Source organism: Paenibacillus sp. FSL R10-2778, from assembly GCF_038593035.1.
In the GTDB taxonomy this organism is placed as follows: Bacteria; Bacillota; Bacilli; order Paenibacillales; family Paenibacillaceae; genus Paenibacillus_AQ; species Paenibacillus_AQ odorifer.
The window spans coordinates 3,211,431-3,228,134 of sequence record NZ_CP151956.1; the positions used below are offsets into that span (position 1 = coordinate 3,211,431).

General features: G+C 39.2%; 16 protein-coding genes. 13 read left to right on the forward strand and 3 right to left on the reverse strand.

Annotated features, from left to right (window positions below):
* Positions 1–48 precede the first annotated feature (48 nt).
* Entirely contained in the window at positions 49–849 is an 801-nt protein-coding gene (locus NST40_RS14315) for a polysaccharide deacetylase family protein (protein ID WP_076125834.1), read from the reverse strand.
* Positions 850–1,179: 330 nt separating this feature from the next.
* On the opposite strand from NST40_RS14315, the gene NST40_RS14320 reads away from it, so the two are divergent.
* A complete protein-coding gene (locus NST40_RS14320) occupies positions 1,180–2,721 on the forward strand; it encodes an ABC transporter ATP-binding protein (RefSeq protein WP_342410811.1) in 1,542 nt (513 codons plus the stop codon).
* Complete coding sequence (locus NST40_RS14325; protein ID WP_342410812.1) at positions 2,714–4,477, forward strand: ABC transporter ATP-binding protein; 1,764 nt, start codon at positions 2,714–2,716, stop codon at positions 4,475–4,477. Before NST40_RS14320 ends, NST40_RS14325 begins: the two co-directional genes overlap by 8 nt.
* 26 nt (positions 4,478–4,503) lie before the next feature.
* On the opposite strand, the gene NST40_RS14330 is transcribed toward NST40_RS14325, so the two are convergent.
* Positions 4,504–5,400 (reverse strand): LysR substrate-binding domain-containing protein, encoded by an 897-nt coding sequence (locus tag NST40_RS14330; RefSeq protein ID WP_342410813.1) that lies wholly within the window; start codon positions 5,398–5,400, stop codon positions 4,504–4,506.
* A 133-nt stretch (positions 5,401–5,533) separates the two neighbouring features.
* On the opposite strand from NST40_RS14330, the gene NST40_RS14335 reads away from it, so the two are divergent.
* From NST40_RS14335 to NST40_RS14355, 5 genes are all read left to right on the forward strand, one after another.
* Positions 5,534–6,763 carry an MFS transporter gene (locus NST40_RS14335; protein ID WP_076125825.1) on the forward strand — a complete coding sequence of 410 codons (1,230 nt, stop codon included), beginning with the start codon at positions 5,534–5,536 and terminating at the stop codon, positions 6,761–6,763.
* A gap of 56 nt (positions 6,764–6,819) precedes the next feature.
* Positions 6,820–7,221: an NUDIX domain-containing protein gene (locus NST40_RS14340; RefSeq protein WP_076125824.1), complete on the forward strand. Its 402-nt coding sequence runs from the start codon at positions 6,820–6,822 to the stop codon at positions 7,219–7,221.
* Positions 7,222–7,411: 190 nt separating this feature from the next.
* Positions 7,412–7,837: a DMT family transporter gene (locus NST40_RS14345; protein WP_076190424.1), complete on the forward strand. Its 426-nt coding sequence runs from the start codon at positions 7,412–7,414 to the stop codon at positions 7,835–7,837.
* A 31-nt stretch (positions 7,838–7,868) separates the two neighbouring features.
* Positions 7,869–8,327: a DMT family transporter gene (locus NST40_RS14350; RefSeq protein WP_076125820.1), complete on the forward strand. Its 459-nt coding sequence runs from the start codon at positions 7,869–7,871 to the stop codon at positions 8,325–8,327.
* A gap of 121 nt (positions 8,328–8,448) precedes the next feature.
* Entirely contained in the window at positions 8,449–8,766 is a 318-nt protein-coding gene (locus tag NST40_RS14355) for an iron-sulfur cluster biosynthesis family protein (protein ID WP_076125818.1), read from the forward strand.
* A 99-nt stretch (positions 8,767–8,865) separates the two neighbouring features.
* Here NST40_RS14355 and NST40_RS14360 read toward each other — a convergent pair whose 3' ends face one another.
* Positions 8,866–9,474, reverse strand: a complete 609-nt coding sequence (locus tag NST40_RS14360; RefSeq protein WP_076276457.1) for a TetR/AcrR family transcriptional regulator — start codon at positions 9,472–9,474, stop codon at positions 8,866–8,868.
* A gap of 257 nt (positions 9,475–9,731) precedes the next feature.
* Here NST40_RS14360 and NST40_RS14365 point away from each other — a divergent pair, with 257 nt between their 5' ends.
* The 6 genes from NST40_RS14365 to NST40_RS14390 all read left to right on the forward strand — a co-directional run bounded on the left by NST40_RS14365 (position 9,732) and on the right by NST40_RS14390 (position 16,611).
* On the forward strand, positions 9,732–10,499 hold the full coding sequence (locus tag NST40_RS14365) for an SDR family NAD(P)-dependent oxidoreductase (protein WP_076276458.1): 768 nt from the start codon (positions 9,732–9,734) through the stop codon (positions 10,497–10,499).
* A 211-nt stretch (positions 10,500–10,710) separates the two neighbouring features.
* Positions 10,711–11,511, forward strand: a complete 801-nt coding sequence (locus NST40_RS14370; protein ID WP_076217522.1) for a GNAT family N-acetyltransferase — start codon at positions 10,711–10,713, stop codon at positions 11,509–11,511.
* Between the two features lie 35 nt (positions 11,512–11,546).
* Positions 11,547–12,230 (forward strand): response regulator transcription factor, encoded by a 684-nt coding sequence (locus NST40_RS14375; RefSeq protein WP_076125811.1) that lies wholly within the window; start codon positions 11,547–11,549, stop codon positions 12,228–12,230.
* The gene (locus tag NST40_RS14380; protein WP_076125808.1) at positions 12,231–13,232 is read left to right on the forward strand and encodes a HAMP domain-containing sensor histidine kinase; all 1,002 of its coding nucleotides are present in this window, start codon (positions 12,231–12,233) and stop codon (positions 13,230–13,232) included. It begins immediately after the preceding gene.
* 95 nt (positions 13,233–13,327) lie between these two features.
* Positions 13,328–14,011, forward strand: a complete 684-nt coding sequence (locus NST40_RS14385) for an ABC transporter ATP-binding protein (RefSeq protein ID WP_076125806.1) — start codon at positions 13,328–13,330, stop codon at positions 14,009–14,011.
* Entirely contained in the window at positions 14,008–16,611 is a 2,604-nt protein-coding gene (locus NST40_RS14390) for an ABC transporter permease (RefSeq protein ID WP_076276459.1), read from the forward strand. The genes NST40_RS14385 and NST40_RS14390 overlap by 4 nt, the downstream gene beginning before the upstream one ends.
* Positions 16,612–16,704: the final 93 nt, after the last annotated feature.

Genomic DNA, 16,704 nt, shown 5'->3' on the forward strand with positions numbered 1-16,704 from the left:
CACAAAAAAAGAGCGATGTTGGCCAACGCTCTTTTTTTGTGTTTTAGATTATTTCGTAGTCATCATACTTCCACCCTTAATCTGAACGGGTTGATCATTAATAGATACCCAAACATCTATGGCAGAATTGTTGCGGATAATCGTTTTGTCGGCACTTAATTTCAGTGAATACAGGGCAGTGACATAATCATAAATCTCAATATTAGTAGCGTACCAAATATCTGAATGTCCACCTGCTTGTTGGCAAAAAGTTTCGATTAACTCCCAATTGTTCTGCTGTGCGAACTCATAGCTATGGCCCCAAACATAACAGAGTCTTAGTTTCTGGGAGGGTCCTTCCATTGTGAATCGCTCCCAAACCTGATGCAGATCTTCAATATGGTGGCAGGTTGGATGCCATTCCATGAAATTAAGAGGCATATCAAACTGTTTGGTAGAGTGAACAGTGCGGCTGTATTCAATTCCAACGGACTGAAGTGGTGCAATTATCTCCTGAGAGTATGTACCGTAGGGGTAGGACATGCCTCGCACTGGATAATCCACCAGCTTTTCCAATCGTTTACGGTCTTCGAACAACTCTTCAATTACCATCGGTAAAGGAAGACGCTCTAGATGTGGGTGAGTAACGGAATGGGCGGACACTTCATGATTCCTGAGCGAATGCTTAACATCAGCGGGCGATAAGAACCCAGGTGCATTGATCATTGCACTATTTAAATGGAAGGTCCCTTTAATTCCATATTGATCAAAAATACCAGCCAAGCGGATATCGTGTTTCTGGCCGTCATCATAGCTCATAGTGAGCGCCTTTGATAATCCGCCTGGGAATAAGTTGAATTGAAGTTTCATGAATTCACACTCCTATAATTTGGTGAGCTTGAAAGTACTTCTTCCAATTATAAACAATTAACGTTATAATCAGATTCCACGTTTGAAAAGGAAAGAGTTTTCAGTGAAAAATATACACTTAAGGAGAGATGCTATCTGCCTGACTTTCTCTACGTTGTAAAGCTACTCTATGTAAAAGACAAAAGAAACTCACTTTTATATTTTATCACTAACCTGCTGAGCCCACCAATTCTATTTGCAGAGCTGTTCATAACGAAATATGTAGTTGACCTCATTCAGAACTTCACGACTAACGCCTACCTACATATCTTACTATTGGTAAGTTCACTGATGTTAATTTTATATCTGGCTGGCATCAATGGTTCTCTTCGAGCCATTTCTGTAACCAATTTAACGGCAACCAGTATTTATGAACTGGAACATAGTATTTTGGCTAAGACCTCTAAATTATCGACGGCTTTATTGGAAGATCCCGCAACAAAAACGATTAGAGAAAAAGCAAAACGGCTTTCCCTGATCGATTTGTTAGATCAATGGACCGCGGTGACAATCCACTTTATAACATTGATCGCACTAATCGTAGTCCTATCCTGTTATGGCTTTTATATCCTGGCAATGTTCATTTTAGTAGTACAAATTCTGCAGCTTTACCTCATCAGATGGATGTCTCGGAAAGTAGAGGCCATTTCAGCAAATCAAACCTCCTCTGTACGAATGATTAATTATATCGTTGATTTGCTGGTTAGTAGAAATACCCTCCCGGAAGTAAGAATGTACGGAATGTCCTCCTACTTGGTTACCACAATGAAAGAGATCTTTAATGGGAATTTCAAACAAATGCACCGAAAAGTTATTTTATCTGAGACCTTAAGCTTCTCCCAAAGTATAACTATGACTTTATTAAACGGGCTTACGATTGCTATTTTAGCAATTACGCTTGGAGGTAGCGGGCAGAGCGCCGGACTTTTCGTATTATTACTTCAGATATCTAGTCAATTATTTATTGTCATTCCTGCACTAACAAGGATGTATTCTGATCTGACCAAAAGTCGCGTGCGCTTCAATGAGTATAGTGCGTATTTGGAACTTGAAGAGCAAGTTCAAAGAGATCCGGAAGATTCGATAAGGAATACCGATGCGATGCAGATCACAATTCAGCAGTTGAATTATCGTTATGCAACCAATGCACAGGACACGCTTAAAAATATAAACATGACCCTCAAACCTGGTGAACGAGTTGCTTTTGTAGGTGAGAATGGTTCAGGAAAATCTACGCTCATCAAGCTGATAGCAGGGTTATATCATCCAACAGCGGGAAACATCCAGTGGTTTAATGGAGAGCAGGAAGTTCTGGCTCATAACGTCACAAAGGGTGTGAGAGTTGTTTTTCAGGATTTCACTAAATTACATAGACCAATTCGAGAAAACATAGCCATGGGGAATATTGCTGCCATGTATGACGATTCAAGATTATTAGCTGCGATGAGAAAAGCAGAAGCCGATTCTTATGGTGTTGCGTTGGACACTTTAGTAGGTCCACAGTTTGGGGGGATTGATCTGTCTGGTGGACAATGGCAAAGACTTGCGATTGCACGTGCATATCTCAACAACGGCTCGCTTACGATTTTTGATGAACCTACTGCAGCCCTCGATCCTTACGCGGAACAGCAGGCGTTTGAAACCTTTATGAAATTAGGAGAGCAGCAGACCTCCATTATTGTGACACATCGGCTATATATGTCCAAATTCGTTGATAGAATTTTTCTGTTTGAGCATGGAGAAATCGTTGAAAGTGGAACACATGAAGAATTAATGAAGTTGGATGGTAAGTACAGGGGAATGTTTAACCGCCAGTCCTCTTTATATGGCTGAGAAAGGAGAGATTCTGCTGAGAAGAGACCTTAAGAATATTTTAACGATACTGGCACGGATGATTGGAAAAAGTCCAGTAATCTCAACAATAACGATCATAGTTCCTGTAATCAGTGGATTATTAACTTTTTACTCGTATTCTGTTCAAGTTCATATCATTAATGCAGTAGCTGCTGGTGCGATAACCTTTATTCCGATTCTATGGTTTGTTTTAATTCATGGAGTACAAGCCTGTTCATTGAGTATAACCAACATAATGAAAAGTCGAATGAATGCGGAACTAACTCTCGCTTTCCAATCCGAGCTGATAGATATTGCAAATCAAGTTGACTTTGAGGATTTTGATGATGAAGAGTTTGGGAACAAGCTGCAAAGAGCTAAAACAATAGTTGGAGAAGATTTAGAGGGGATTACTGGTTTTTTGCTGTCCAGTGTAGGAAATATCTCAGGACTTATAAGTATCATCTGGTTATCGGCTACAAGTGGATATTTTTTAGTCACACTGGTGGTGGGTTTAATGATCGTATCTACTTTATCTTTTCGAATGTTTACTGAGATTAAAGTTAGAAGAACAGGGCGAGAGCTTACTTTTGACGGAAGAATGGGGGATTATCTAGCTGTAACTTTGGAAGATCCTAATGCGATTAGGGAAATGCGAATCTATAACTCTATCTCCTATTTTACGGATCTCTGGGCAAAGCTTATGAAGAAGCAGCATGATAAAAGGTATAGTGCGAGGAAATTCGAAATCAAAACAGGGATGATTGTGGCTATGGTTCAGACGAGTGCTATTTTTATCGTATTGGTCTATCTGTTAAGTAAAATGGGGGAGTCAAATACAGTTACTGTGGGGACAATCTCAGTATTATTTCTGGCTTTGTTAACTTGTGGTGGTAAAATCATGAGTTTGACTTGGCCGCTAAGCAAGCTTTACATCAGCAGCAGTAAATTATATGACTTAAATGAAGTGCTTACCTATAAAAATAGAGATTTCCGAAAAAATAATATCAATAACAGCTCTGAAGCTATGCTTCCTATTACCGTTTCAAATGTCTATTTTAAATACGCCGAATCCAGTAAGTATGTTTTATCTAACATCAATATGGTCATAAAGCCCGGTGAGAAAATAGCCATCGTTGGAGAAAATGGAGCAGGAAAGTCTACCTTGATCAAATTGTTATTAGGGCAGTACACTGCTAGTTCTGGATCTATTTACTGGAAAGACAGTCCAGAACCTCAAGGTAAAGTATCCGTCGTGTACCAGCATTCTATTAAATTCGAAATGACACTAAGAGAAAACATCCTGTTGGGTGATGCCAAATCTTCGCCGGACGATGTGAAAATACTAAGTATTCTGGAAAAATGTGAGCTGATGGATTTGTTTTACGAATTAGGGGGACTAGATGTTAGGTTAGGTCAAATGCTTGAAGGAAGCAGGCAGCTATCAGGCGGACAGTGGCAAAAGCTGGCGATTGCGCGTGCGTTATATAATGATGCGGATCTTCTAGTGTTTGACGAACCTACTTCTGCGATTGATCCGAATGCTGAGATGCAGATCTATACACAATTATTAGATATCTGCCAAGATAAAGCTGCCATCTTCATTTCACATAGACTGGGCTGGGCGAAAAATGTTGATACGATCTATGTTATTGATAATGGAAGTATAGCTGAAGTGGGGCAGCATCAAGACTTAATAAATAATAAAGGGATTTATGCAGATATGTACGCTTTGCAATCATCTTGGTATAACTAAAAATGCTTAGCATAGTAGTTTTCACGTTAATTATATTCATGAGGTTTACTAAAAAAATCCACAGCAAATTTCCGGAAATGTATAGCTGCTTGCGATAAAAAGTGCTTTCTGCTCCATGCGATGCCAAAAGAGCGTTGACATAGTGGTTCTGTTATTTTTAATTGAACAATTTCTGTATTTTGACTTCTTCTGCCTAAGGAGAGAGGGAGGGTGAAGGTGATTCCTAGTCCCATTTCTACTAGGGTTTGAATGGCGCTTACTTCTTCAAGCTCGAACGTAATTTGAGGTTCAAATCCAGCTTGTCGGCAAAATTCATCTGAAATTTCACGGAAATTATATCTAGAAGATAAAGAAATGAAATTCTCACCTGCAGCTTCTATCAAAGAAATACTCTTTCGATTAGTAAAGCGATGATTCTTGGGCACAGTTAAACATAATTCTTCTTCTGCTAAGGTATGCCACTCGATATCTGGTCCGGTAACAGGTGTAGATGATATGCAAAAATCAATCGCTGCACTCTCTAAATCATTTCTCATTTCTAACGCAGAGCCGAGCTGACGTTGGATGATCCGTACATGCGGATGAAGGGTAAGAAATTCTTTTAGTAAAGTGGGCAATACATACGGGAGTGTGGCCGCAATGGAAATTACACCATGTTCAAGTCCAGCCATATCTGTGAGCTCACGCTGTCCTTCTTCAAGTTCCATAAAAGCTTGCTCGACACGTTGCAGATAGGTTTTTCCGAATTCGTTCAATTTTATATTTCTGCCTTGTCGCTCGAATAAGGGAACACCTAAGTTTTTCTCTAAACGCTGTATGGAATTACTAAGGGAGGGCTGAGATACATTTAATTCTTTTGCGGCCTTAGTCATGTGTTCATGGCGTGCAACTGCCTGAAAATATTGAAGCTGAAGGAATTCCATAACAAAAACCTCACTTTACTTATAACTCTAATGTGATCTATCGATCATATAATATGTATTTTACTTAATTAATTTTCAGTCCTATACTATTGTAACATATAAAAAGTTATAGGTAGGATGGAGAGAGTCTGTTGTGATTAGAGAGAAAATATGGACCCGGAATTTTATTGTTGTTTGCTTAAGTAGTTTTTTTATGTTCCTGACCTTTTACATTCTGGCAACTGCATTCCCGTTATACGTAAAGGAAAGCTTACACGGGAATCAGCAGCAAATGGGGTTAGCGATTACTATCTATGTAATAGGGGGAGTTTTGATCCGTCCTTTTTCGGGACAATGGGTCGATAAATTCGGCAAAAAGAAAATGGCGGTTATTGGGCTAACCATATTTCTAATCGCCTGTATTGGTTACTTCGGATCTAATGGAATTGTATTATTCCTGGTAATTCGTTTCCTACACGGAATGAGTTATGCTGTTGCCTCGACAGCTACAAGTACAATAGCCTCGACGCTAATCCCTTATTCACGTCAAGGAGAAGGCATCGGTTATTTTAGCATGTTTATGAGCATTGCTATGGTCATTGGACCCGCATTGGGTCTTTTTCTCTGGAAAGATGAGAATATTAATGTACTACTGTTAGGCGTGTGTGTGATTGCCGCTCTCTCGCTGTTATTCACGTTAGGTGTTCGGATGCCAAAAGAAGATAAGGCTAACGTTATTGAAGCTGTTAAGAAACCTGCTAAGACGCGAAAAGGGCTTCGCTGGAGAGACGTAATCGAGCCGAAAGCCTTGCCGATATCACTTGTCGGATTTACGCTTGCTTTTTCCTACAGCTCCTTGTCTGGATTTATAGCTTCTTTTACGAAAGAAATTCATCAATCACAGCTTACTGGTTATTTTTTTGTGGCTTTTGCAATTATGATTGTATTGTTTCGCCCGGTTATAGGTAAAGTATTCGATAAATATAATGAGCATATTCTCATCTATCCCGGAATTCTAATCTTCGCCGTTGGATTGCTTAGTTTAAGTCAAGCTCGGTCTGGTTTGATGTTAATGATGTCTGGTGTCATTATGGGAATTGGATATGGTGCACTTATGCCATGTTTCCAGACTCTTGCGCTTAAATTAGCGGCTAAAGATCGTAGAGGTAGTGCGAATGGGACCTTTTTCTTGTTATTTGATTTGGGTTATGGAGCGGGCTCGTATTTCATGGGTTTAATTGCTTCTTATACGGATTACCGAATGATGTATGAGGTTGCGGGGGGAGTAACACTTCTCTCTCTTGCTGCGTACTATTTGCTTCATCATGTACCTCAGGCCAAAGCTAAGCTGCACATACAAAAATCAAATATAGACGTTGTATAAATAGATGGTCTTGGCTGTATGATATAATTATTAGAAAAAAATATGGGGAGAACTGTATGACTACAATCATTGATAAAATTGCATGGATTCATATTCAGAATGGACAAGTTTTGTGTGCGCGTTCCAAAGGGAAAGATACCTATTATTTGCCTGGAGGAAAAAGAGAAGCTGGAGAAACAGACGAGGAGACGCTCGTGCGCGAAATCGAGGAAGAGATCTCTGTTCGTATTAAACCAGAAACCATCTCCTATTTTGGAACCTTTGAAGCGGAAGCTCACGGTAAAGCTGAAGGCGTCATAGTTAAAATGACATGTTATATCGCGGATTTTGAAGGTACACTTAGTCCTGCGTCGGAAATTGAAGAGTTATCCTGGTTATCTTATAAGGATCGAAATCGTGTTTCAGTCGTTACACAGATCATTTTCGATCAATTGCATGAGCATAAATTACTTTCCTAATCCACAATTTAAAGTTCTGAAAGCCCGTTTTAAGCCTAAGAGATGGCTTGAGGCGGTCTTTTTTTTGAAAATATACGAAAGGCTTATAGGGGCAACAACATCGTTTATTTTGGTTTAGGACAGATGTCCTTTTTTAAAGGCCTGAATTGCTTTTTAATATGTAAGAGATCGAAGTTGAGGAGAGAGAGAAATGAGAGGAATTATATTTGCGTTTTTAGCGGGGGCTTGTATCACTCTGCAAGGAGTATCTAATGCTCGAATTAGTCAAGATATTGGGACTTGGCAAGCTGCGACAATTACACAGTTAACAGGATTTATCATGTCGTTACTAATCCTCTTATTTGTTAGAGATGGGAAATGGCAAGGATTAAAAGAAGTAAAACCATTATATCTAATTGGCGGATCTTTTGCCGCAGTCGTTATTTTCAGTGAAGTCACTGCCATTCAACAGATTGGCGTTACTTTTACTATATCGACATTGCTCATTGCACAGCTATGCTTGACCTTCTTAATTGATATTAAAGGCTGGTTTGGGATGGAAAAACGACAAATGAGACTCCCACAGTTTATTGGAATAGGGTTGATGATTGCTGGAGTAGTGATTTTGAAATTCTGAGAATACAATCAACAACTGGAGGAGTTACGTTATGATTTTAGGGTTAATATTAGCGCTTGTCGCGGGTTCATTCGTTAGTTTACAAAATATTTTTAATACGAAGGTTAATCAAAAGGTTGGATCTTGGGCCACAACGACGTTAGTATTAGGGTTGGGTTTTCTGGCTTCCTTTATTATGAGTCTTATCTTTGAAGGCGGCCGAATATTTACTTTGCGAAATATGGAGCCTTGGTACTGGATCAGCGGATTGATCGGGGTGGGTGTAGTAATCTGTCTCGTGCAAGGCACCAAACGTCTTGGGCCAACCTATGCGATCTCGATCGTATTAATCTCTCAGCTTGGGTTTGCTTTATTGTGGGATTCCCTCGGCTGGTTAGGGCTTGAAAAGGTTCCATTCACCTGGAAGCAGTTGGTCGGAGTACTCGTGATTGTTGGCGGTATTCTAGTGTTTAAGCTAGGTGGTGCCCGGGAGACTCAAAAGTCGGCTTAATTTATCCTCAGACTCATGTTTGTCAAAATAGAAGTGATGGCAGTCACACGAGAGTGAAAGCAAATCAATCTATACTTTGGGAAAGTAGTAACTCAATTATAAATAAGGAGCAGATCATCCAATGTTCATACAATTGAACTCTCTAACTACAGAAAAGTTAAATGAAAACCTTGGTGAACGACCAGGTTATTTTAAATTGTTCTTCGATACAGAGGGCTGTGGTTGTAATGGCGTGATCGTAATTCAGATTATTAGTGAACCCCATGCTACAGATATTGAAGTTCAGAAAGAGCCCTTTACTTTTTTTGTGGACCGTCAACAGGAATCTTTATTTGATGAACAGATGCGACTTGAAGCAGATGAGAATTACCCGTCATTCAGATTAAGTAGTGATTCGGGCCTGTTAGGAAGCAATATTCGAGTAAAAGATATTCGCTGAGTAGAGCACTGCTACTAAAAACCAGAGCATTTGAGATCATCTCTCAATGCGCTGGTTTTTTAAATTTCGTTCCTATATATGGCACTTGCAATTCATTTCTTACCCATTAGATTTTTTCATAAAAGCTATATGGTCTATTTTGCTGTTCACCAGTGTAATTAACTGTTCTGCCATATAGCTCGCCGAATATTTGAAATTGACTTCAGCCCAGTGCATAATGACACCTACTGTAGCAGACATTTGGTAACTCAACATAACTTCATAATCCACAGGAGCAGCATCAGCTTCTATCTCAATTCGCATATCCTCACGCATGGATTCCCGTAAACGGTCGAACAGTTCAACAGTCATTTTCCCTCGTTCCACTGCGGATAAGGCTAAAAACTCCGCTTTATGCCCCTCAATATATTCGAACAGCTGCAGAATGGAAGGGAAGACCTCCGTTGCCTCAATACGTTCCAATCCCTCATAAGGGTCTAATAGCGCCTCTCCTATACCCTGTAGAAATTCATCATGTATTTCCTTAAGCAAAGCCTCTTTACTCTCAAAATGTTTATAAAAAGTCCCTCGATTGTAATCCGCTCGATTAGTCACGTCCAATATCGTAACTGAATCATAACTATTTTCCAATATTAGCTCAACGAATGCAGATTTCAGAGCTTGGCGTGTTCTTCTGGTTCTTCTGTCTTCATGTTCTTCCTGTATCAAAAAAACTACCTCCAGCTATGATCTTTTTATCGTTCATTTATAGTTCTTACTTTAAAAGTAACAAAAGATCAGCTAATGTTCAAGATTTAGACATAAGTAAACACGTAGAGCAAGTATGTTGGTTAGGCGACATTACTTAAAATTCTGATTATTGAACAGGTTAACTAATGGGGTGTACTCTAGTAATAGAGATAGGTTATCCCATCTCCTAAGACTATAATATATAGCCAATTCATAACAAAGGATGCGAACATACAATGAGTGAATCATATGTAAAAACTGCTGTAATTACTGGAGCTGCAGGTGGAATCGGTAAAGAGCTTGCCCGTCGATTGTCTGATCGTAAACTGAATCTTGTACTTGTCGATCTGAATGAAGAAGCGATAAAAAATGTCATCCAAGATTTAGGCTTAAATGAATCTAACTCTTTAGCTGTAGCTGCGGATGTCTCTAATGAAGAAGACGTTCAGAATTATGTTAATAGAGCGGTAGAAAAATTTGGAACCATTGATTATTTTGCAAACAATGCCGGAATTGAAGGTCCGGCAGGTCAAATCGAAGAGCTTAACGTTAAAGCACTTGATCTTGTATATAACGTCAATGTACGTGGTGTATTTCTTGGACTACATTATGTAATTCCTGTGATGAAAAAACAAAAATCAGGCGCTATTCTGAACACTTCTTCTCTGGCAGGACTCATGGGTGCACCAGGTATGGCCCCTTACATTATGTCTAAGCATGCTGTAATTGGTCTGACTCGCGTAGCTGCAAATGAGCTTGCACCCCTTGGTATTCGTGTAAATGCGGTACTCCCAGGAACGATCAATACACAAATGATGCGTAAAATTGAAAATAATTTTGGAAGCGCAGAAGAATACAAGACAGCTAACGAAGCTGCAACACCTATGGGACGCTACGGAGAACCGCAAGAGGTTGCCGCTGTGATGAACTTCCTTCTGTCGGATGAGGCTTCATTCGTAACGGGTTCTCTATATACAGTCGACGGTGGTATGATAGGTCAATAATGCAAGCTGATTTCGATCATTAAGGATACTCCAAATAAAGGATTGGGCCTGTGCGTCAAGCATTGGGTCCAATTCTTTTTTATTTAGGATACCCGGATCGGATTTTATAATAAGCAATTTGCTGAATTATCTTATAGAATATACAAAGGGGATTTAATCTTTTTAAGTATTGATCAGTGATTTAGATAAATTGTTGGCGAGGAGTGTTCATATGCATGAATTATCTCAACAGGATTTTAATGAAGTGAAACCGTTACTTACAGGTGCTCCTATTCATCCTGAAATTCTCTCCATTATCGAGGGAAATAATCCGGGCTGGATTTTTGTAGATCAACTTGTAACACCAAAAAGCGCGTTGGTATGGAGTAAGGGGATGCAAGGATTTTATATTATAGGCGATCACACCAATGAGATATTTATTAAAAGCTTAGATAGTTATGTATCCAGTCAGATTGTACCGAGGATGAAAAAGCTTGGGCTGGAGTATTTTGAAGTCTCAGGTCAACACAATGAATGGAATCTGGCATTGATGTTTCCTTCTAGGAAGCTATATCCTTTTGAACAAATGGTGTTCAAGTTATTTCACAAGCCAGTTGAGTCCCTTAATAATGCGATTAGAATTATAAATCTTAAAATGCTGGAATGGGAGGACTTAGATCTAAAGAATATAGAATTTGTACATGACAATATTGATTTATTCTGGTCATCGAAAGAAGACTTTAGGGCAAAAGGCTATGGATATGCTGCTGTTGAGGGAACTGAGATTATGGGTGTGTGTTATTCTAGTTTCGTTACGGAGGATACTCATGCTATCGGAATTGAAACTCTCTCCAAGTATCAGAATAGAGGAGTGGGGACTCATTTAGCGGCCTTAGTAGCGGAGGATATACTTACAAATGGTTTTACACCTTACTGGGACTGTTCATTAGATAATGAAGCTTCCCGAAAGCTAGCGCTCCGTTTAGGATTTCAGCAAATTCATCAATATAAGTGTAGTGCATTTTCAATATGACGGTTTCGCAAATTATTAGGTTAGGATGAACATTGATGAGAATATTGCTCGTAGAGGACGATAGAACGATTGCTTCAGGACTTGAATATTCCTTGCAGCAGGATCATTTTGAAACTATTTTATGTTATGATGCAACCTCTGCTAGGAGGGTGTTGGCGGAGCGGTTATCTGAAGTAACACTTTGCATTTTTGATCTCTCTCTACCGGATGGCAGCGGATATGATCTGTGTAAGATCGTGAAGGAGCGGAGCGATATTCCGGTCATCTTTTTAACTGCGATTGATGACGAAGTTAATGTAGTGATGGGACTTGATATGGGAGCAGACGATTACATAACTAAGCCATTTCGGATTCGCGAGCTGTTATCACGCATTAAATCGGTGTTAAGGAGATATAACAAGCAGGCTCAAACTCCATCTAATTTTGAACTAGAGAATATACGGATTAATACGCTTGAAGGAAAAGTTTATAAGAACGGCGATGAAGTTCTGCTAACAGCATTAGAATATCGTCTGCTTCTGATATTTGCTAATCATGTGGGACAAGTCCTTTCCAGAAATCAGCTGTTAGAGCGGATTTGGGATGTCGCCGGAGAATTTGTAAATGATAATACATTGTCTGTGTATATTAAACGCTTAAGGGAAAAGTTAGAGGATAACCCGCAAGAACCCACACTGATCAAAACAGTACGCGGTTTAGGGTATAAGGTTGGTGATTAGATGTTACGAAACAGAGAATTTAGATGGTTATTACTAACGATGACTACGATCAGCCTTCTGGCGATTATAGGAACGGCATTTATTTCATCAGCAGCGATGGGGATCACGGCGGTAACTTCAGTTCTGCTTATAGGTTGTTGTTTATTATTTACCCGCTGGAGATACCGCGAAATTGAGAAGCTTTCAGGGTATCTACGTCAAATTAGCAGCGGTAATTATTCGCTCGATGTTCGTGATAATCAGGAAGGCGAGCTTAGTATCCTGAAAAATGATATTTATAAGGTGACGTTGATGTTATCGGAGCAGCGTTTGCTTTTGCAAGAGGATAAAATAAAGCTTACCAATGCGATCTCCGACATCTCCCATCAGCTCAAAACACCACTTACCTCCATGACCGTGATGGCAGATTTATTAAGCGATCCTGATCTGGACGTTGAGAAAAGAATAGAATTTACGCGGAAAATCAGCCTTCAGCTCGATCGGATTGGCTGGCTGGTTTCTTCATTATTAAAGTTCTCAAAGATCGATGCCGGAACCATTCAATTTAAAAAAGATTCAATAAAAGTAAAGAAGCTTGTTCAGAAATCTATGGAGCCCATACTGATTCCAATGGATATAAAGGAGCAACGGATCCTAATCGAAGGTGAAGACGCTACCTCATTCATAGGCGATTACAATTGGACAACTGAGGCGATGATTAATATTCTGAAAAACTGTGTAGAGCATACACCTGCTGGGGGAGAGATTACGATTTCTTTTGCAGAAAACACGCTGTTCACGGAAATTGTCATTACTGATAATGGCAAAGGAATTCCTAAGGCAGAGATCCCCTATATTTTCAAACGATTCTACAAGGGTACAAATGCAAACGAAGACAGCGTTGGAATCGGACTTGCCTTGGCGCAAAGTATTATCACTGAACAAAACGGCACGATTGATGTGGTGAGTGAAGTAGGAAAGGGGACACAATTTCGGATCAAATTTTACAAGCAAGTGATTTAACACTTATGGCTTAGTGACTAGAATGTCACTTAAGAGTCACTGAAGAGTCATTGTAGACAGATATACTGATCTCATCAACAAATGGGGGTCTAACAATGGATATTTTAAAGATTGAACATCTGTCTAAAACATATGGTAAAGGCGAGACCGCAGTAAAGGCTCTGGATGACGTATCTTTTTCAATTAAAAAAGGTGAATTCGTAGCGATTATTGGACCATCCGGCTCAGGAAAATCAACTATTCTGCATTTATTAGGTGGGGTGGATAGACCGACAAGCGGTAAAGTATTTGTAGATAACACGGATATTTATGATTTGAATGAAACACAGCTGGCGATCTTTAGACGCAGACAAATTGGTCTTATTTATCAGTTCTATAATCTCATACCGGTGCTGACGGTTGAAGAGAATATCACACTTCCGTTGCTGCTCGATCAGCATAAAGTGGATAAGAAGCAATTTGCAGATACCGTGAAGGCGTTAAATTTGGAAAATCGTTTAAACCATCTGCCGAATCAGCTATCAGGCGGACAGCAGCAGCGGGTATCCATAGGCAGAGCATTAATTAGTAACCCTGCAATTATGCTGGCAGATGAGCCAACTGGTAATCTAGACAGCAAGAATAGCAGTGAAATTATTGAATTATTAAAAATGTTTAATAAAACGTATAATCAAACACTGATTGTGATTACTCACGATGAACGTATTGCCTTGCAAGCAGATCGGGTTATTACTATTGAAGATGGAAGGATCGCTAAAGATGAGGTGATTCGTCCGTGAATATTGTAAACAAATTAACTATAAGACATTTGAAACAGAATAAGCGAAGAACATTGGTAACTATCATTGGAGTTATCATTTCAGTAGCTATGGTAACGGCTGTGGCGACGTTAGGTTTTTCTTTTATGGAATTAATGAAGAAGCAAAGTATCTCTACAAATGGAGAATGGCATGTCCAATATAGAAATGTTACTAAAGCTCAACTCAAAGCGATAGAAACAGATGATGCGACAAAAGCCCTAGTGATCTCCAACGATCGTGGCTACGCCCCTTTAGAGGGTGGGAAGAATGAGAATAAACCCTATTGGTATATCAAGGAATATAATGCAGCTGGTTTTAAACAATTTCCGATTGAACTGCTGGAAGGTAGACTCCCGAAGACAAACCACGAAGTAGTCATTTCTGAGGAGATTGCAAAGAATGCAAAAGTCTCTTACAAGATTGGTGAAACTTTAACGCTTGATGTGGGTGAACGTGTCACTAGCGATGATGAAAATAGTGGGCAACCCCTATCTCAGAATGAACGATTACGGACTGAAGAGGATACCCTGCTTGAAAAGATTATTCATAAAAAATCAATGAACTATACGATTGTGGGAGTGATAAAACGTCCTACTTGGGAACCAACATGGTCTCCGGGTTATACTGCCATAAGTTATGTGGATGAAAGCATGATTGGAGCAGCTGAAAAAACCACAGCGACGGTTGTATTAAAAAAGGTGGACAACTCCATATACAAGCATGCAGAGGAATTGGCAAAAGAAAATAAGATCGAGTCGATCTCTTATAATAATAGTCTGCTCCGCTATTATGGTGTGACGAATAACGATGGCTTACGTAACACACTTCTTTTATTGTCAGTAATTATTATGGTTGTGATTATCATTGGTTCCGTTTCTTTAATCTATAATGCTTTTGCAATCTCTGTCTCGGAGCGTGCACGTCATTTAGGGATGCTCTCCAGTGTAGGGGCTACAAAGTGGCAAAAGCAGAATTCAGTGTTTTTTGAAGGAATGATTATCGGTTTAATTAGTATTCCAATTGGGATCATTTGCGGTATAGCAGGCATCGGGATCACTTTTATGTTTATCAATTCGATGATTAAAGATGTATTAGGGATAACTGAGAGATTAACGTTGATTGTTACACCTCTGTCTCTACTAACCGCTTGTTTAGTTTCAATACTGACAATTTTTATATCCACCTATCTTCCAGCCAGAAAGGCTTCAAAGATCTCGGCAATTGATGCGATCAGACAAACAACCGATGTTAAGCTCTCAGGTAAAGCGGTGAAAACATCCAAGTTCGTGCGCAGATTGTTTGGTATTGAAGCAGAAATTGGTTTGAAGAATTTAAAAAGAAATAAACGCAGGTACCAAGCAACCGTGTTCTCACTTGTCATTAGTATTGTTTTATTTTTATCTGTATCAGCGTTCACTTCTAATATGAGAAGATCGGTAGAACTCTCACAGGATGGTTTGAACTATGATATCCAAGTATATATGGGGACTGAGGACGCTCAAAAAGTGGACCGGTTGACGAACTCGATATCCAAATTACCTAATATAACGGAATATAATGTGACTAAGGAACTCAGTGTGAGTTCATGGATTGATGAGAAAAATATGGCAAAAGAATTGCAAGAGATTGTGCAGGCGGATAAGAGTGTTCTAAAGAACGGGAAATATCCTTACTATATTCAGATCTATGCACTAAATGAACAGAGTTTGAAAACCTATGCAGAAACGGTCGGTATAAATTATGAACAACTAACGAAGCTTGATCAGATGACTGCTATTGTGAATGATACGGTTACCTTTGAGGATGAGAAAGCTAAAAAAATTGTTGAGACCAAAGCTTTTCACTCTGAAGTCGGCCAAAAGCTTGAGCTTATTTATACGGATTGGGATACCAAAAAAGAGACGGATTTATCACCAGTAAAAATTGTCGCTCTAACTGATAAACGTCCAATGGGAGTACATTCAGCAATGGTTGGTGGAATAAACATCATCGTCTCTGAACAAGTCTTCGATAGACTAACAAATGATGCAATGAGCAAAGATATTCAAAGCCGGCTTAACTTGAACAGCACAAACCCATTAGCGACACAACAAGCCATAGAGGAAATGAAAGAGCGGAATATCTATGTTCAAAATGTGTATCAAAATAGACAAAATAGTGAGCAGATGATCATGTTAATGTCTATTTTCACCTATGGTTTTATTGCTTTGATTACTTTAATATCAATTGCGAATATTTTTAATACGATATCAACTAGCATATCTCTTCGTAAAAGAGAGTTTGCGATGCTGAAGTCTGTGGGCATGACGCCAAATGGTTTTAATAAAATGATTAATTACGAAAGTGTTTTTTATGGAATAAAGTCACTACTATATGGGCTTCCGATTAGTATAGTTATTATGTACTTGATCTATAGATCAATGATGAGCAGCTTCTCTTATGGATTCACACTTCCGTGGATGAGTATCTTGTGTGTCATATTGGCAGTGTTTATCATCGTTAGCGCAGCCATGTTATATTCAAGCTCAAAAGTGAAAAAAGAGAACATTATCGATGCATTGAAACAGGAAAATATATAACTATTACCCCATCATTGCCGCGTTTAACGCGGCTTTTTTGTGTCATATCTGACACGTTGGTATGTAAATTCTTATAAATTCCTATGATATAAT